Here is a 17,567-nt window from a genome sequence, read left to right as displayed (position 1 = left end):
ACAAAAAAATATCCCTAACCAAGATAGGCAAAGGATTATATTAACTTTATATTGAATTTTTGCTGCAGAACTAAGGAAATGTAATTAATAATTTTTTATTATGGATTTTTATGTTTATTATGATATAATCATGGTATATATGTATATAGGGATAATGTGTGCAAGTAATTTATAATAAGGGGGTATACATATGAATCATATGACAGCTTATAATTTAAGATCAGCATTTGGTGGAGAAAGTCAAGCACATATGAGATATAGAATTTGGGGGGAGAAGGCAGAAAAAGATGGTTATCCAACTGTTGCCAGGCTGTTTATGGCTACTTCTGACGCAGAACAAGTGCATGCCACTCTACATTTCAAGGCTTTGCAAGATGAAACAGGGGATTATGATGTAAGTTCAAGAGCAGGATTTGGATATGGAACAACGTCAGAAAATCTACAAGGTGCAATAGATGGAGAAACATTTGAATTTACACAAATGTATCCTGCATATATAGCTGTAGCAGAAATGCAAGAAGAAAAAGCAGCATTATCCGCTATGAAATATGCAATTGAAGCGGAAAAAATTCATGCTAAGCTTTTTACTAAAGCAAAAGAGTCTGTAGATAACGATAAAGATTTAAATGCAGAAAAAGTATATCTATGCCCAGTTTGTGGGTATATAAGTTTAACCGGTGACGAAGAAAAATGTCCACTCTGTAATGCGAAAAGAGATTTATTTAAAGAATATTGACAAGGTGCCGAAAGGCACCTTGTTTTATTATGAAAACCTTTTCTGCATAGTGTATATTGTAAATGGCTCCAGTATTAGGTAATGCATGAGACGAATATATAGTATCTAACAAGTAAATAAAAATGATGGGAAAATGCATATGTCTCTAAAGAAATTAACTAATTCGAAATTGTATAATCGATTGAATCTACTTATAAACAATAGAATGCTAGCTCATGTTTTAACTGCTGGGGATACCATCTTGTACTATCTACTAGACATTATTATGATCCCAGAACCTTATCCATTTCTAAAAAGTTATTAGAATATGAGATATAATAATAGGTATAGGTATATTTTTAATAATTCAGTATTATATGAAAAACAAACAGAGGAAAATCAATATGATAAATAATATATATAATAATTAAAGATAATTTTAAAATCATATTGAAATATTACTAAACAATAATATTAATGAGAATATTAAGGAGGAATAAACATGTTTAAAGAAGAAATAATTTTAACAAATGAAACAGGACTTCATGCTAGACCAGCAAGCTTATTTGTAAAGAAAGCGTCTAAATTTTCATCAGAAATAATAGTAACTAAGAATGGTAAAGAATATAATGCTAAAAGCATTATGGGAATATTAAGTATGGGCGCAGCAAAAGGAGATACAATTTCAATAGAAGCTGAAGGAAATGATGAAGAGGAAGCTATAAAAGCATTGATAAATCTAGTTAAGAATAACTTTAAGGAATAGGAGGCATTTTATGAAAGCTATAGGTACATCATCTGGAATAGCTATAGGCAAAGTGTTAGTATATAAGGAGCCTGAATTAATAATAGAATTAAAGCAAATCGACGATATAGACTTTGAGATAAAAAGATTGGATAAAGCTATAAAAAAAGGTATTGAAGAGGTTCAAGATTTATATGATGAAACTTTGGAAAATGTAGGTGAAGAAGAAGCACAGATTTTCAACGCTCACAAGATGATGCTGGAGGATCCAGAATTTATTGATGGAATAAAATCTAAAATCAAAGAGAAAAAGGTTAATGTAGAATGGGCTGTAAAAGAAGTCTCCAATCAATTTATAGAATTATTTGAGAACATTGAAGATGAATATTTAAGAGCAAGAGCCTTAGATCTGAAAGATGTATCTAAAAGATTGTTAAGAGAGCTGTTGGGAATTAAAAGTACAGACCTTAGAACTTTAAAGGAAAAGTGCATTCTAGTAGCTGAAGATTTAACTCCATCTGATACTGCTCAGATGAACAAGGATATGGTAATAGGCTTTGTGACAGAATTAGGTGGTAAAACTTCACATACATCCATTATGGCAAGAACTTTAGAAATACCAGCCGTAGCAGGAGTGAAGGATATAACCCAAATTACAAGTAATGAAGATATGATGATAATTGATGGGAGTGAGGGTTTAATATTATTAAATCCATCTGAACATGAAATAAAAGTTTATGAAAATAAAAAAAGTGAATATGAAAGATTTAATAAGAAGATACAACAAATGAAAGGCGAAAAAAGTATATCGAAAGATGGAGTGAAAATTGAGATAGTAGCTAATATTGGAACTCCCAAAGATGTAGATAGTGTAATACAAAAGGATGGAGAAGGAGTTGGACTGTATAGGACAGAATTTCTATATATGGATAGTGACAATATGCCAACAGAAGATGAACAATTTGAAGCATATAAAATAGTAGCGGAGAGATTAAAAGGGAAGCCCGTTATTATAAGGACTTTGGATGTTGGTGGAGATAAAGATATTCCTTATTTAAATCTTCCAGAGGAAATGAACCCATTCTTAGGATATAGAGCTATAAGATTATGCTTAGATAGAACAGATATATTTAAAATTCAATTGAGAGCATTGCTAAGAGCATCTGCATTTGGTAATATAAAGATAATGTTTCCCATGATATCCAATATAAAGGAAATAAGAGATGCAAAAAGGATATTGGAAGAAGCAAAAAATGAGTTAAGAAATGAAAATATTTCATTTAATGAAGATATAGAAATAGGAATAATGGTTGAAATTCCAGCCGTTGCAATTCATTCAGATATATTTGCGAAGGAAGTTGATTTCTTTAGCATTGGAACTAACGATTTAATTCAATATACTGTTGCTGTGGATAGAGGAAATCAGGATATATCATATTTATATAGCCAATATCATCCTGCAGTATTAAAACTTATAAAGATGACTATAGAAAATGGTCATAAACAAGGAATATGGGTAGGTATGTGTGGAGAAGCAGCAGGAGATGAAAAACTTATACCTTTATTATTAGGTATGGGATTAGATGAGTTCAGTATGAGCCCATCTTCAGTGCTGAAAGCAAGATGGATAATTAAAAATACTTCAAAAAAAGAAATAGAGCCTATGCTAGATAAAATCTTAAGTCTACCAACAGCAGAAGATGTTGAAAAGTTTATTGATGAAAATATAATAGGATAATAATGAAAAACTCACTAAATTTAGTGAGTTTTTCTAATCAATCCTTAGAATTATTTTCTTGTTTTAACTAATAATATAATTAATTATATTATTGGAGGCGATATTTTGGATTTAAGATTATTTATCATAGCTATAACACCAGCAATAGCTATAATATTAGCTATATATTTAAGTGATAGACATGATAGGGAACCATCTAAGTATTTAATATTAACATACCTTTTAGGAGCTTTGACAGTTGTTCCTATATTAATAGTAGAAGAGTTTTTTTTAAGGATAAATATATTTTCAGAAATTACGATTTTAAATAATCTATATATATCTTTTATTGTAGCAGGATTAACTGAAGAATATTTCAAAAGATTAGTAGTACTGAAAGTACCATATAATTCAAAATATTTTAATGAAAAACTAGATGGGATAGTTTATGGAATATTCTCAGCTATGGGATTTGCAACTGTAGAAAATATTGTATATGTAGTATATAGATATGCAAATAACCCTCATGTCGGTTTATACAGAGGTATCTTTTCCGTGCCGGCTCATGCGGCATTTGGACTAACAATGGGCTATTACCTGTCATTAGCAAAGTTTGATGCTGATGACAAAAGATCGAGGATAAATATGAGAAGATCTTTGTATATGCCTATACTACTTCATGGAGGATTTAATTTTGTGTTAATGACTCAAGTTCGCATACTAGGAATGTTATTTATTCCTTATGTAATTTATTTATGGTGGCTTAATCAGAAGAAGTTGAGCAAATTTATGTATGATTCTAGGAATAGAATGATTGACATTAACAAAGATGAATAATTAGGTTGAATTATTCATAAATAAATTATAAAATAGACATAGAGCTCGATGGAATGAGGGAAATTATGAAAAAAATACTAATTGCTATTTTAATTCTTTTGGCTAGTATATTGAGTATCATTTCAATAGAAAATAATGGGACAATCTTTCATACTAAATCAGAACCTATTGTAGATGAAAAGGATTCTGTAGAAGAACTTCCAGAAGATATAATAGATAAGACAGAAGATGAGACAACTACTGCAACCTTATTGGCTGTTGGAGATATTATGTTTCATATGCCCCAAATAAAAGCAGCTTATATTCCAGAACTTCAAACCTATGATTTCACCAATGCCTTTAAATATGTAAAAAAGTATATTAATTCTGCTGATATATCAATCGCTAATTTTGAAACTGTAACCTGTGGAAATGAGATTGGTTTTTCTGGCTATCCTAGATTTAATTCTCCCATTGAAACATTGATTGCTATTAAAGGGGCAGGTTTTGATATATTAAATACTGCTAATAATCATTCATTAGATCAAGGGAAAAAAGGATTAATTAATACTATCAATTATATTAATCAACATGAAATGAACAATATTGGAACATATAAAGAACCGAACAATTCTATATTAATAGAAGAGGTAAATGAAATAAAACTTGCGTTTTTATCTTATTCTTATGGATTTAATGGATTAGAAAGTACATTAATGGAAGATGAACAATCATATATGATAAATAAGATTGATGAAGACATAATAAAGGAAGATATAGAAAAAGCGAAAAATTTAGGAGTGGATTCAATAGTTGTATTTATTCATTGGGGAAATGAGTATGAAAGGGAACCATCTCAGTACCAGATGGAATTGGGAAGAAAAATGTTGGAATGGGGAGCCAATATAATCCTTGGAACACATCCTCATGTAGTTCAACATAGTGATGTGGTAAATTCTAATGGAAATGATAATTTCATAATATATTCTATGGGTAATTTTTTATCAAACCAACGACAGGCAACTATGGGCAATAAATATACTGAAGATGGAGTAATGATAAATATTGAATTAGAAAAAAACTTTTCAGATGATAAAACCATTATTAAAGATATTACTTATATACCAACTTGGGTTAGAAAATATAAGGAAGAAGAGGGAACAAGATATGAAATACTTCCAATAGAGGATTTTTTGGAAGATAAACGTTTATTTATTCAATTGAATAATAATGAAAGAGCAAGGATTGATGAATCTTATAGTGATACTATAGATGTAATGTTTGAGTATTGAGGAATTGTGAGAATATTCATTATTATAAATAATCTTGTGTTTTGTTCAAATTTCGGTTTATTTATTGTATAATTATAATGTGTGGAAAAACTTGATAAAGGTGTGGTAGCCATTGCAATATTTAAAAGATTTGTTTTTAAATATAAGAGTAAGAGATATTATTGATATTTTAATAGTAGCGTTAGCTTTTTATAAACTTTTTATGCTGATAAGGGAAACTAGAGCAGAGCAGTTAACCAAAGGTATTTTTGTTCTGTTTGTATTAACGAAAGTAAGTGAATGGCTAGAGTTTTATACCTTAAATTGGATTTTGGATACAGCTATGACAGTTGGGGTTCTAGCTATCCTAATAGTATTTCAACCTGAATTAAGACGAGCATTAGAGTATATAGGTAGAAGCAGATTTTTTACTAAATCTTTCGTTGAAATAAAGGGTGAAAGTTTAGGAGAAATTGCAAATGAAATTGTAGATGCAGTGGCTTCTCTTTCCAGACAGAAAATTGGAGCGTTAATTGTTATTGAAAGGGAAACTGGTTTAAATGAAGTAGTAGAGACTGGAACAAAAATAAAAGGAAAAGTATCTAGTAATCTTCTTATAAATATATTTATTCCAAATACCCCTCTTCACGATGGTGCTGTAATAATTAAAGAAGATACAGTAAAAGCTGCTGGATGTTTTCTGCCATTAACCGATAATCAGTCTCTTAGTAAAGATTTAGGTACTAGGCATAGAGCAGCTCTTGGTATTTCAGAGAAATCTGACAGCTTGGCTATAGTGGTATCAGAAGAAACAGGTTCTATTTCAATTGCTGATAGTGGTAGCCTAGCTAGATATTTAGATGCGAAGACTTTGAAACAAATTTTGATGGATATGTATAAACCTGTTAGTGGACAACAACCGTCAATTTTTACAAAATGGAGGCGAAAAGATGAGCAAAGAGAAGAATAATGATTTGATGTTAAAGATCTTTGCTTTAATTATAGCTATCATTTTGTGGAGCTATGTTATGAGTGAAGTGGATCCTAGAAGTACAGAAGAACATAGGAATATCAATGTAAATTTAATAAATGAAACTGCATTAAAAAGACAAGGTCTTGTAATTTTGGAACCTGAGAACGCAAACATTAAAGTTTCTATTTCTGGCAGAAGATCTGATATCATAAAGGTATCGAAAGACGATATAATAGCTCAAGCCGATTTAAGTGGATACAGCGAAGGGGAAGTTAAGGTTCCTATATATGTTCAAGTTCCTGGTGGAGTGACCCTGGAAGATTATAGTCCAAAAGAGATTTTGTTTAGGTTTGATAAAATAATAAATAAAGAAAGTTCTGTGACTATTGAAACTGTTGGAGATCTGCCAGAAGGATATGCTTTAGGAACTCCAACTGTAAAGCCTCAATCAATTGTCATGGAAGGGCCTAGAACTTTAATTAATAGAGTATCTAAAGCTGTTGCTTCAATAGATGTTTCAAATAGTACTGATGATATTAACGTATCGGTGCCAATAAGACTTGTAGATGATAACGGGAATGATGTTAGAGATGTATCAACTAATCAAAATGTAGTTGATATATCAATACCTATATATAAAACTAAAACTGTACCAATAGAGTTACAAACGGAAAATCAGCTACCAGAGAATTATGAAATAATGGATGTTAATATAAAACCAAGTAGAGTTGATATTATAGGTAAGGAAGATGCGTTAAAAGGGATTGATTCGATAAACACTGCGCCAATAGATATTAACTCATTGATAAAAGATAAAGATATGCCAGTTGATTTAGAAATTCCCGAAGGTGTAAGACTATCTGATCCTGACAAACAAACTGTGGTAACTTTAAATATTGAAGAAGTTATGACCAAGGATTTAAATTATAATCTATCAGATGTTAAAATAGCTAATTTGGATCCGGAGCTTAATATAGATGAAGAAAAATTAAATGTACCATTTACATTAACTGTACAAGGAGCTAAGTCTATAATTAAACCATTAGAAATGAAAGATATTGAAATGGAACTAAATTTAGAAGATTTGAAAGAAGGAACTCATACAGTAGATATTACCGTAAAAGAAAAGGAAGGCATTAAAGTTTCAAAGTTGTCACCTAAAAGCTTTGAAATCACATTAACAAGGGAATGAGGAGGATATGATGGATAAAAAGTATGTTTTAGCAATAAATCCTGGCTCCACATCGACTAAAGTAGCAATATATGAAGGAGAGTATGAGATAAAATCTAATACAATACATCATAGCAAAAATGAATTGGAAATGTATGAAAGAGTTATAGGTGAATATGATTATAGATTGAATCTAATCTATAATTGGTTAAGGGAAGAAAACATTGATATTAGCTGCCTAAGAGCAGTAGTTGGCAGAGGTGGATTATTAAGGCCTATGCCAGGAGGAACATACCTAGTAACAGAAAAAATGCTTGAAGATTTAAGAATAGGGATAACTGCAGAACATGCTGCTAACTTAGGGGGGATATTAGCCAAAGGGATAGCTGATAAAGCAGAGGTTGATGCATTTATAATAGATCCAGTGGCAGTAGATGAATTTGAAGAAGTAGCGAGGATTTCAGGATTAAAAGATTTAGAAAGAAAATCGCAAATTCATGCACTGAATATTAAAGCAGTATCCTATAGGAGAGCAGAAGAATTAAATAAAGATATAAAGGATTTAAATTTAGTAGTAGCCCATTTAGGAGGAGGAATATCTATTGCTCCTGTTAAAGGAGGACGAATGATTGATGTAAATAATGCTAGTGAGATGGGACCTTTCTCACCAGAAAGAACTGGAGATTTACCTGTAGGAGAGTTAGTTAGAATGTGTTATTCTGGTAAATATACTCTTCAAGAAATGAGATCAAAGGTAAAGGGCAAAGGTGGGCTCGTGTCCTATTTAGGAACGTCAGATGCTAGAGAAGTGGAAAAAAGAATTGATAACGATGACAAATACGCCAAGCTCATATATGATGCCATGATATATCAAATAGGCAAAGAAATAGGAAGTGCAGCTACAGTGCTAAAAGGAGATATAGATGATATAATATTAACAGGAGGATTAGCTCATTCTAAATATTTAGTAAAAAATATAAAAAAAATGGTTAGTTTTATAGCAAATATTGTCGTCTACCCAGGCGAGGATGAAATGAGCGCTTTGAATAAGGGCGTATTAAGAGTTATAGAGGGTAAAGGCAAACTTAAAATATATGAAGAGGAGGTGGCCTTTTAAATGGCAGAATCTTTTACTGATTTGTTAAAAAATGCACAGAGGAAAGGGCCAAAAAGATTATCTGTAGCAGTGGCTGAGGATGAAGAAGTTTTAAGTGCAGTTAAAGCATCCAAAGATTTAAATATTGTTGAACCTATTTTAGTTGGAGATAAGTTAAAGATAGAAAAAGTAAGTCAAAAAATAGGTTTCGATTTAGTAGGAATAGAAATAATAGACGAAAAAGATGGTCAAATGGCTGCGAGAAAAGCTACAGAATTAGTAAGTAGTGGAAGAGCAGATGTATTGATGAAAGGATTGATAGATACATCTATTATTATGAAACAGGTTTTAGACAAAGAGATAGGGCTTAGAACAGGTAAAATAATTAGTCATATAGCAGTATTTGATGTAGAAACTTATCATAAGTTATTATTTATAACTGATGCTGCTATGAATATAAACCCAGATGTAAATCAAAAGAAAGATATAATAATAAATGCAGTGGAATTAGCGCATTCATTAGGAGTGAACAATCCTAAAGTAGCTGCAATTGCAGCTAAAGAAAAGGTTTCCAAGAAAATGGAAGCCACTATTCATGCTAAAGAATTAGCTGATATGAATAGAAATGGAGATATTACTGGGTGTATAGTAGATGGCCCACTTGCTTTAGACAATGCTATATCAAAAGAGGCAGCAAAAACTAAAGGAATAGATTCAGAAGTTGCAGGAGATGCAGACATTTTATTGATGCCATATATTGAAGCGGGAAATGTATTATATAAATCTCTAACTTTCTTTGCTAAATCTAAAAGTGCAGGTATAATTTCGGGAGCTAAGGCTCCGATTGTATTGACTTCAAGGGCAGATAGTGATGAGGCAAAATTACATTCTATTGTATTAGCAGTATTGCTAAGTTCAAAATAAGGAGGATATTTATGGGACAAACCTATAGACTACTAGTTATTAATCCTGGTTCTACTTCTACTAAAATTGCAGTTTTTGATAATGAGGAAGTTGTATTTGAAGGGACACTGAGACATTCAACAGAAGAATTAACAACATATGAAAAGGTAACGGACCAATATGAATTTAGGATGAATATTGTATTAGAAGCTTTAAATAAAAACGATATAGATATAAATACATTTTCAGCAATAATTGGTCGTGGAGGACTACTTAAGCCAATAGAAGGTGGAACTTATAAAGTTAACGAAAGAATGCTAGAAGACTTAAAATCAGTTGAAAAAGGAGAGCATGCTTCTGATCTAGGAGGATTTCTTGCACACGGAATAGCGCAAAGAATAGGTGCTGAAGCTTATATAGTTGATCCAGTTGTAGTTGATGAATTAACTGATGTAGCAAGGATATCAGGATTAAAGGAAATAGAAAGAGCAAGCATATTCCATGCATTAAACCATAAAGCAGTAGCAAGAAGACATGCTAAACTCCAAGAGAAAAAGTACGAAGATATGAACTTAATAGTAGCTCATCTAGGAGGAGGAATCTCTGTAGGCGCTCACCAAAATGGAAAGGTAATAGACGTTCCCAATGCTTTGAATGGACAAGGACCTTTTTCTCCAGAGAGAACTGGTGCATTACCTGTTGGAGATTTGATTAAGCTTTGCTATTGTGGTAAATTTACCTATGAAGAGATGAAGAAGAAAATATCAGGTAAAGGTGGATTGGTTTCATATCTTAACACTAATAGTGCATTAGAAGTAAAAGAGATGATAGACAATGGAGATGAATATGCTAAGCTTATATATTATGCTATGGCATACCAAGTATCAAAAGAAATAGGAAGCTGTGCCGCAGTTTTGAAGGGAAAAGTTGATGGTATCTTATTAACTGGAGGCATTGCACATGATAAAATGTTTACGGATTGGATATCAGAAAGTATAAGTTTTATATCTGATGTATATATCTATCCAGGAGAAGATGAGTTAACAGCACTAGCAGAAGGTGGATTAAGAGTATTAAGAGGTGAAGAAGAGGCTAAAGAATACATTTAGAATATAGGTGGTAATATGATTATTAATGATAAAAGGCTGAGAATTATCGTTGGACATTACGGTAGTGGTAAGACTGAATTTAGCGTTAACTATGCAATAAAATTAGCAGAAAAGGGTAAAAAGGTTGCTTTAGGTGATTTAGATATAGTAAATCTCTATTTTAGGAGTAGAGAAAAAACAGAAGAACTTAAAAAATTAGGTGTCAAAGTTATTAGTAGTTCTATAAAAGGTTCTGGAGTGGATATACCAGCGATTTCTGCAGAAATAATTACCCCGATGCAAGATAAAACCTATGAAGCTGTTTTAGATGTAGGAGGAGATCCAGCTGGAGCTAGAACTCTGGGTAGATATTTTCAATATTTTGTTGAAGGGCAATATGACATGTTTTTTGTATTAAATGCCAATAGGCCAGAAACTCAAACTGTAGCAAAATCTATTGAATATATGAAAAAAATAGAATATACTGCTAGAGCTAAAGTTACTGGTATAATAAATAATACTCATATGTTAAAAAGCACAACAATAGACGATGTACTGATGGGACAAGAGTTAGTTGAAAAGATTTCAGAAAAAACTGATATTCCAGTTAAATATGTTGTTGCACTAGAAGATGTTGCAAGAGAATTACCATCTAATTTAGAAGGTGAAATATTTCCTATAAAATTATATATGAGAGAAGAGTGGATGGTCTAAAATATAAAACATAAGGAGGTTTTATGAGTGGCTAAAGCAAAAGTAAGAGGAAAAGTGACTTTCCAAGAAGATATTTGTAAGGGATGTGGGCTATGTGTTTCAGCATGTCCAGTAAACATCATATCCTTAGATAATGAAAAAATTAATGCAAAAGGTTATCATCCAGCTACTATTGAAGATATGGATGAATGCATTGGTTGTGCAAGTTGTGCAACTATGTGCCCAGATGTTGTTATAACTGTTGAAAGACTATAATAAATAAAATTTTAAGGAGGGTTTTTGATGGCTAAAGTTCTCATGAAGGGAAATGAAGCTATAGGGGCTGCTGCTATGGAAGCAGGCTGTAAATATTTCTTTGGATACCCTATAACACCACAAAGTGAATTACCAGAATATATGTCTAGAGAGTTACCAAAAGCTGGTGGGATTTTCCTACAAGCAGAAAGTGAGTTAGCTGCAATTAATATGGTTTATGGTGCAGCAGGATCAGGAGTAAGAGTAATGACTTCATCATCAAGTCCTGGTATATCATTAAAGCAAGAAGGTATATCTTATATTGCAGGTGCAGAGCTACCTTGTCTTATAGTTAATATAATGAGAGGTGGACCTGGACTTGGAAGTATACAACCATCACAAACTGATTATTTTCAAGCAACAAGAGGTGGAGGAAATGGAGATTATAGATTAGTAGTCCTAGCTCCAGCCAATGTTCAAGAACTAGTAGATTTAATTATAGAAGGATTTGATATAGCAGATCAATATAGAAATCCAGTAATGATTTTAGGTGATGGAATGATTGGTCAAATGATGGAACCAGTGGAATTCAAAGCACCTAAGAAAAGAGAATTACCTGAGAAGGATTGGGCAACTACTGGTACAGGAGGAAAGAGAAAACCAAATATAATAAATTCTCTATATTTACAACCAGAAGATTTAGAAGAACATAATATTAGACTTCAACAAAAATATAATGATATAAAGAAGAATGAAATAAAAGTTGAATCTTACAATCTAGAAGAAGCAGATGTGGTAATAGCTGCTTACGGAACTACATCTAGAATAGCAAAAACTGCAATATCCCAATTAGAAAAAGAAGGATATAAAGTTGGGCTTATAAGACCAATAACATTATGGCCATACCCATATGATGAATTTGAAAAGATAAATGATAATTGTAAAGGAATATTGACAGTAGAAATGAATAGTGGTCAAATGTTAGATGATGTAAAAATAGCTGTTAAGGGGAAATACCCAGTATACTTCCATAGTAGAACTGGAGGAATGATACCTACACCAAATGAAATTATTGAGAAAGTTAAGAAAATCTATGGAGGTGAGATATAATGGCAGTAGTATTTAAAAAGACAAAAGGGTTGACTGACGCTCAAACTCATTATTGCCCTGGATGTACCCATGGTATAGTTCATAGATTGGTAGGAGAAGTATTAGAAGAATTGGGCGTACTAGACAAAGCCATTGGAGTAGCACCAGTAGGATGTTCAGTACTTGCTTATAAATATTTTAACTGTGATATGCATGAAGCAGCTCATGGTAGAGCACCAGCTGTAGCAACAGGAATAAAGAGAGTTCGTCCAGACAACTTTGTATTTACTTACCAAGGTGATGGAGACTTGGCTTCTATAGGAACAGCGGAAATAGTTCATGCAGCTCATCGTGGGGAAAAAATATCGACTATATTTATAAATAACGCAATTTATGGTATGACAGGAGGACAAATGGCTCCAACGACTTTAGTAGGACAAAAAGCTACAACTGCACCTAATGGTAGGGATGAAGCTCATTGTGGTAAACCTATTAAAATGTCAGAACTTCTTGCAACGATAGATGGAGCTAAGTTTGTAGAAAGGGTAACGGTAACTACACCTGCTAATGTAAGAAAGGCTAAAAAAGCTATAAAAGAATGTTTTAAACTTCAATTGGAAGGAAAGGGCTTCGGAATAGTAGAAGTATTGTCTACTTGCCCAACTAACTGGGGATATACGCCACAAGAAGCATTGAAGTGGCTAGAAGAGAACATGATACCTTATTATCCTCTAGGAAACTTTAGAAAACCAGAGGAGGTGGAATAAATGGAAGAAAGAATAACTATTGCAGGTTTTGGTGGACAAGGAGTAATGGCAATAGGCCAGTTGTTGACTTATGCAGGAATGATAGAAGATAAAAATGTTTCTTGGTTACCATCTTATGGTCCAGAAATGCGTGGTGGTACAGCTAACTGTGGTGTAACCATATCTAGTGAAGATGTAGGTTCACCAGTAGTAGTAGATGCTTCAACAGCTATAGTTATGAATAAACCTTCTTTAGATAAATTTGAACCCACTATTGTAGAAGGTGGAAAATTATTCATTAATTCTTCCTTAATTGATCAAAAAGCTGAAAGAGATGATATAGAAGTTTATTATATTCCAGCCAATGAAATAGCTGAAGAATTAGGTAATATGAAAGTAGCTAATATGGTAATACTGGGGGCTTATTTGGAAGTAGCTAAACCAGTAAAAGTAGAATCCATATTAGAAGGATTTACAAAAGTATTTGGAGAAAAGAAGGCTAAATTAATTCCAATAAATAAGAAAGCATTAGAAAAGGGAGCAGAAGTGGTAAGAAAACAGATGGCAGCAACTGTATAAATATATATTTTATTATATGTAGATGAATTTAGAGGAAGAGTAGTTTCTTTAGCTCTTCTTCTATTATTTTTTGATATTGTTTATAATATTAGCAGGCGTATAGGTGAAATTATCAAAAAAAAGAAAAAACTTGCATTGATTGAAGAATTATGATATACTATTTTTGTTAATAACTATAAATATTACAATCTTTTATATAGTTTTCTGAACGTTTCTGTTCAAAATAAATTTTCAATTAACTACTTATTTTAATCATTAGAAAGTCTTTTCGAAGGACTATTTTACATTTATTCATATAACATAACTTATAATAATATATTTATTGCTAAATTCCTTTTTTTGGGAAACGGGGGATCCAATTTTTGGGGTAAATCCTTTTGGACGGCAAAGCCCTTAGTCCGAACCCGACAGCTAACCTCGTAAGCGTAATAGAGGGATTAATAATTTTTGTCACTTATCAACTATAGAAAGCCCTCTATAGTTTTTATTTTATCATACATGAAAAGGGAAAATATGGGATAGGAGGTAATAGTATGAAAAGAGATTCAAGCTATGCGATAATTGGTGCAGGTAATGGAGGAATTGCAATAGCAGGCTATTTGGCCATGATAGGTTACAATGTTAATCTATATAATAGAACCTTAGACAAGATACTTCCGCTGATGAGAAAACCTATAATAGAGATAACTGGTGAAGTTGAAGGTAAAGGGAAGTTAAACATCGTTACAGGTGATATCGAAAAAGCTATTAAAAATGTGGATATAATAATGATTACAGTACCATCTATGGCTCACTATAATATAGCTATCATGATGGCACCTTATTTAGAAGATGGTCAAATAATTGTTTTGAACCCAGGAAGAACTGGTGGTGCTCTAGAAGTTTATGCTGCAATAAAAAAGCTGACGAGTAAAAATATTATTGTATCAGAAGCTCAAACTTTAATATATGCATGTAGAAAAACATCAGAAACCAGTGCTCATATTTTTAAATCAAAGAAAGAAGTTAAGTTAGCAGCAATACCTACTATAAGGACGAACTACGTTATAAATATGATTAATGATGCTTATCCGCAATTTAAAGCTGCCAGAAATGTCATAGAGACTAGTATAAATAATTATGGAGCAATATTTCATCCAGGGCCAACTATATTAAACTGCGGACATATAGAAAGAGGAGCCACATTTGATTATTATACAGAAGGCATAACCCCTTCAATAGGAAATTTCTTAGAGAAAATGGATGTTGAAAGGATGAAATTAGGATTATTATTGAACATAGACATGCAATCAGCAAAAGATTGGTTGGAGGAAACTTATGGAGCAAAAGGTAGTAATTTATATGAAGCGGTGCAGAATAATCCAGGATATAAAGGATTACGAGCCCCTAAAGGATTAAATATAAGATACATATATGAAGATGTACCTTATAGCTTAATTCCTATGTCATCATTAGCTAAAGAATTAAATATTGAAACCCCTGCTATAGATTCAATAATTAGGTTAGCAGAATTGATAACAGGTATAGACTTTTTTAAAGAAGGTAGAACTGCAGAAAAATTAGGATTAAAAGGCTTAACAGTAAAAGAGATACATGAATATGCTGAAAAAGGCAAAACATTGGAGCAAGATGATGAGGAGGTGGCTTCATGAAAAAGATATTGGCATGTACAATTGGGAACTGCGTTCATGTAGCTGGGGTAATGAATTTCTTAAGGCTTGCAGAAGATGAAAGATACGATGCAGAATTTTTAGGAATTAGAGTATCCATTAATGAATTGATAAAAAATATTAAAAATAAAAATCCAGACGTAGTGGCATTAAGCTATCGCTTAACTCCAGAGCCTTTATTGAAGATATTGAATGAGTTGAAAACTAAAATAGAAAAAGAAAATTTACAAGATCTTATATGGCTGTTTGGAGGGACAGAGCCTACAGGAAAGGTAGCAAAAAGATCAAATATATTTAACAAGATTTTTTATGGATATGAAGATATAGATGAAGTAATAGGATATTTAAAAGGAAAGGAACATTCTAAAAATGAAAGATATCCTAAAGATTTGATTTCTAGAATACGTTCAAAGTATCCCTATCCAATACTCAGACATCATCTCGGATTATCAACAATAGATGAAACTATAAAAGCAATTGAAAAAATAGCAGAATCAAAAGTGTTAGATGTCATATCCATAGCCCCTGATCAAAATGCGCAACAGTTTTTCTTTGAACAGAATAAGATGGACAAAAGATTAGATGGGGCTGGTGGAGTACCTCTGAGGACAGAAAATGATTTTAAAAGATTATATAAAGCTGCTCAGAGAGGCAATTATCCACTATTACGTTCTTATAGTGGGACTCAAAACATTGTTAAATTTTCAGATGTTTTAAAGAGAAATATAGATAATGCTTGGTGTGCAGTACCATTATTCTGGTACAGTGAGCTTGATAAGAGAGGGGCAAGAAAACTTAAAGATGCTATTTATGAGAATCAACAAGTAATGAAATGGCATGGTGAAAGAAATATACCAGTGGAAGTAAATGAATCTCATCACTGGAGTCTAAGAGATGCTCACGATGCAATAGGAGTTACTACAGCTTATTTAGCAGCTTATAACGCAAAGAAGATGGGCGTTAGAGATTACATTGCCCAATATATGTTTAATGTTCCAGCTTTTATTTCGCCAGAGATGGATTTAGCCAAAATGTTGGCAAAAATTGAATTAATTGAGAGTTTACAGGATGAGAATTTCAATATATATAGACAAGCAAGAGCAGGCCTTGCTAGTTTCCCTGCAGATTTAAGTCAAGCTAAAGGACAATTAGCATCTTCAGCCTATTTAGCTTTAACTATTAAACCTCATATCTATCATGTTGTAGGTTATTGTGAAGCTCATCATGCAGCAACTGCAGATGATATAATAGAATCATGTAAAATAGTTAGAGGAGTAATAAAAAATGAATTCTTGGGCTCTGTAAAGATGGCAAGGGATAAGGACGTTCAGAGAAGGAAAGAAGAATTGATAAAAGAAGCTAATATAATACTGAGTGCTATAAAAGCAATAGGGCCAGATGATAAAGATCCTTTAATAGATCCTGAGACTTTAACCAAATCCGTTGAAATTGGAATACTAGATGCACCACATCTAAAAGGGAATTCAGCATGTAAGGGAAGCCTTAATACAAGAATAATTAGCGGAGCATTATATGCATATGATATTAATAACAAGAAAATTATATCAGAGAATGAAAGAATCGATAATCTATTAGAAAAAGTAAAAATCTAATTTTAAATAAGCCTGCTTTTTAGCAGGTTTATTTAAATAATATATTTCTAAAATTATTGTTATTGTAGATTATTATATATTCGCATTTTTTGATCATATTCTGCAGAATTTTATTACTATTTTCAACAAAACTAATCTAATTTGTACATAGGATTTGAAATTGTAAATTTCCAGGGCAATAATCTATTTATTTCGACAAAACATATTAACATTTTAAACATTAGATATAGTAATCAATATTTGTAATGAAGTCAGATATTGTAAATATTTTAGAGGCCTTCCTTTAGATGAATTTTACAATATATTAATTAAAATAAAGTATATTAGAGAAAAAATTACATAAAAATGAGGGGGCTGTTTCATAACTTATAAATAAGTTATGAAACGCCTCTTTTTCTATATTCTAGTTGTCAACTATATTTCATAA

18 protein-coding genes and 1 riboswitch are annotated in these 17,567 nt (G+C 31.9%); all 18 genes read left to right on the top strand.

The genetic code is table 11. The features are described from left to right. Nucleotides 1-190 precede the first annotated feature (190 nt). The 18 genes from K8M07_RS12025 (at nt 191) to K8M07_RS11940 (ending at nt 17,140) form a co-directional block, all read left to right on the top strand. Nucleotides 191-736, top strand: a complete 546-nt coding sequence (locus K8M07_RS12025; RefSeq protein ID WP_223379263.1) for a rubrerythrin family protein — start codon at nt 191-193, stop codon at nt 734-736. A 133-nt stretch (nt 737-869) separates the two neighbouring features. Further along, nucleotides 870-1,040, top strand: a complete 171-nt coding sequence (locus K8M07_RS12885; protein ID WP_223379261.1) for a DUF5317 domain-containing protein — start codon at nt 870-872, stop codon at nt 1,038-1,040. A 177-nt stretch (nt 1,041-1,217) separates the two neighbouring features. Next, on the top strand, nt 1,218-1,481 hold the full coding sequence (locus K8M07_RS12015; protein ID WP_223379260.1) for an HPr family phosphocarrier protein: 264 nt from the start codon (nt 1,218-1,220) through the stop codon (nt 1,479-1,481). 10 nt (nt 1,482-1,491) lie between these two features. Further along, complete coding sequence (gene ptsP / locus K8M07_RS12010) at nt 1,492-3,198, top strand: phosphoenolpyruvate--protein phosphotransferase (RefSeq protein ID WP_223379258.1); 1,707 nt, start codon at nt 1,492-1,494, stop codon at nt 3,196-3,198. Nucleotides 3,199-3,303: 105 nt separating this feature from the next. After that, a complete protein-coding gene (locus K8M07_RS12005; protein WP_223379256.1) occupies nt 3,304-4,014 on the top strand; it encodes a PrsW family intramembrane metalloprotease in 711 nt (236 codons plus the stop codon). A gap of 65 nt (nt 4,015-4,079) precedes the next feature. After that, a complete protein-coding gene (locus K8M07_RS12000; protein ID WP_223379255.1) occupies nt 4,080-5,285 on the top strand; it encodes a CapA family protein in 1,206 nt (401 codons plus the stop codon). A 112-nt stretch (nt 5,286-5,397) separates the two neighbouring features. After that, entirely contained in the window at nt 5,398-6,234 is an 837-nt protein-coding gene (cdaA, locus tag K8M07_RS11995) for a diadenylate cyclase CdaA (protein WP_223379253.1), read from the top strand. After that, nucleotides 6,215-7,429 (top strand): YbbR-like domain-containing protein, encoded by a 1,215-nt coding sequence (locus tag K8M07_RS11990; protein ID WP_223379252.1) that lies wholly within the window; start codon nt 6,215-6,217, stop codon nt 7,427-7,429. The genes cdaA and K8M07_RS11990 overlap by 20 nt, the downstream gene beginning before the upstream one ends. Before the next feature lie 10 nt (nt 7,430-7,439). Next, a complete protein-coding gene (gene buk, locus K8M07_RS11985; RefSeq protein ID WP_223379250.1) occupies nt 7,440-8,525 on the top strand; it encodes a butyrate kinase in 1,086 nt (361 codons plus the stop codon). Then, entirely contained in the window at nt 8,526-9,428 is a 903-nt protein-coding gene (locus K8M07_RS11980; RefSeq protein WP_223379248.1) for a phosphate butyryltransferase, read from the top strand. It abuts the gene before it with no gap. Between the two features lie 11 nt (nt 9,429-9,439). Then, nucleotides 9,440-10,516 carry a butyrate kinase gene (buk, locus tag K8M07_RS11975; RefSeq protein WP_223379246.1) on the top strand — a complete coding sequence of 359 codons (1,077 nt, stop codon included), beginning with the start codon at nt 9,440-9,442 and terminating at the stop codon, nt 10,514-10,516. 15 nt (nt 10,517-10,531) lie between these two features. Continuing rightward, a complete protein-coding gene (locus K8M07_RS11970; protein ID WP_223379244.1) occupies nt 10,532-11,209 on the top strand; it encodes an ATP-binding protein in 678 nt (225 codons plus the stop codon). 27 nt (nt 11,210-11,236) lie between these two features. Then, on the top strand, nt 11,237-11,464 hold the full coding sequence (locus K8M07_RS11965; protein ID WP_223379242.1) for a 4Fe-4S binding protein: 228 nt from the start codon (nt 11,237-11,239) through the stop codon (nt 11,462-11,464). A 27-nt stretch (nt 11,465-11,491) separates the two neighbouring features. Next, on the top strand, nt 11,492-12,553 hold the full coding sequence (locus K8M07_RS11960; protein ID WP_223379240.1) for a 3-methyl-2-oxobutanoate dehydrogenase subunit VorB: 1,062 nt from the start codon (nt 11,492-11,494) through the stop codon (nt 12,551-12,553). After that, a complete protein-coding gene (locus K8M07_RS11955) occupies nt 12,553-13,299 on the top strand; it encodes a thiamine pyrophosphate-dependent enzyme (RefSeq protein WP_223379238.1) in 747 nt (248 codons plus the stop codon). The genes K8M07_RS11960 and K8M07_RS11955 overlap by 1 nt, the downstream gene beginning before the upstream one ends. Beyond that, entirely contained in the window at nt 13,300-13,857 is a 558-nt protein-coding gene (locus K8M07_RS11950; protein WP_223379237.1) for a 2-oxoacid:acceptor oxidoreductase family protein, read from the top strand. It begins immediately after the preceding gene. Between the two features lie 313 nt (nt 13,858-14,170). Next, a riboswitch (cyclic di-AMP (ydaO/yuaA leader) is annotated at nt 14,171-14,298 on the top strand. A 92-nt stretch (nt 14,299-14,390) separates the two neighbouring features. Then, nucleotides 14,391-15,509 (top strand): NAD/NADP-dependent octopine/nopaline dehydrogenase family protein, encoded by a 1,119-nt coding sequence (locus tag K8M07_RS11945; RefSeq protein ID WP_223379235.1) that lies wholly within the window; start codon nt 14,391-14,393, stop codon nt 15,507-15,509. After that, nucleotides 15,506-17,140, top strand: a complete 1,635-nt coding sequence (locus K8M07_RS11940; protein WP_223379233.1) for a cobalamin B12-binding domain-containing protein — start codon at nt 15,506-15,508, stop codon at nt 17,138-17,140. Before K8M07_RS11945 ends, K8M07_RS11940 begins: the two co-directional genes overlap by 4 nt. The last annotated feature ends 427 nt before the right edge of the window (nt 17,141-17,567 follow it).

It is taken from the genome of Schnuerera sp. xch1, from assembly GCF_019931165.1.
GTDB lineage: Bacteria > Bacillota > Clostridia > Tissierellales > Tepidimicrobiaceae > JAIOUP01.
Note: the sequence above shows the minus strand (reverse complement) of the source record. Positions and strands in the feature narration are given on the sequence as shown.

Excerpts from the sequence above, each read along its gene's own strand:
- K8M07_RS11980 (WP_223379248.1), top strand. The coding sequence starts at position 8,526 with ATGGCAGAATCTTTTACTGATTTGTTAAAAAATGCACAGAGGAAAGGG.
- K8M07_RS11970 (WP_223379244.1), top strand. The coding sequence starts at position 10,532 with ATGATTATTAATGATAAAAGGCTGAGAATTATCGTTGGACATTACGGT.
- buk (WP_223379250.1), top strand. The coding sequence starts at position 7,440 with ATGGATAAAAAGTATGTTTTAGCAATAAATCCTGGCTCCACATCGACT.
- K8M07_RS11960 (WP_223379240.1), top strand. The coding sequence starts at position 11,492 with ATGGCTAAAGTTCTCATGAAGGGAAATGAAGCTATAGGGGCTGCTGCT.
- ptsP (WP_223379258.1), top strand. The coding sequence starts at position 1,492 with ATGAAAGCTATAGGTACATCATCTGGAATAGCTATAGGCAAAGTGTTA.
- K8M07_RS12000 (WP_223379255.1), top strand. The coding sequence starts at position 4,080 with ATGAAAAAAATACTAATTGCTATTTTAATTCTTTTGGCTAGTATATTG.
- K8M07_RS11945 (WP_223379235.1), top strand. The coding sequence starts at position 14,391 with ATGAAAAGAGATTCAAGCTATGCGATAATTGGTGCAGGTAATGGAGGA.
- K8M07_RS11990 (WP_223379252.1), top strand. The coding sequence starts at position 6,215 with ATGAGCAAAGAGAAGAATAATGATTTGATGTTAAAGATCTTTGCTTTA.
- K8M07_RS11955 (WP_223379238.1), top strand. The coding sequence starts at position 12,553 with ATGGCAGTAGTATTTAAAAAGACAAAAGGGTTGACTGACGCTCAAACT.
- K8M07_RS11950 (WP_223379237.1), top strand. The coding sequence starts at position 13,300 with ATGGAAGAAAGAATAACTATTGCAGGTTTTGGTGGACAAGGAGTAATG.
- K8M07_RS12025 (WP_223379263.1), top strand. The coding sequence starts at position 191 with ATGAATCATATGACAGCTTATAATTTAAGATCAGCATTTGGTGGAGAA.
- buk (WP_223379246.1), top strand. The coding sequence starts at position 9,440 with ATGGGACAAACCTATAGACTACTAGTTATTAATCCTGGTTCTACTTCT.
- K8M07_RS12015 (WP_223379260.1), top strand. The coding sequence starts at position 1,218 with ATGTTTAAAGAAGAAATAATTTTAACAAATGAAACAGGACTTCATGCT.
- K8M07_RS12885 (WP_223379261.1), top strand. The coding sequence starts at position 870 with ATGCATATGTCTCTAAAGAAATTAACTAATTCGAAATTGTATAATCGA.
- K8M07_RS11940 (WP_223379233.1), top strand. The coding sequence starts at position 15,506 with ATGAAAAAGATATTGGCATGTACAATTGGGAACTGCGTTCATGTAGCT.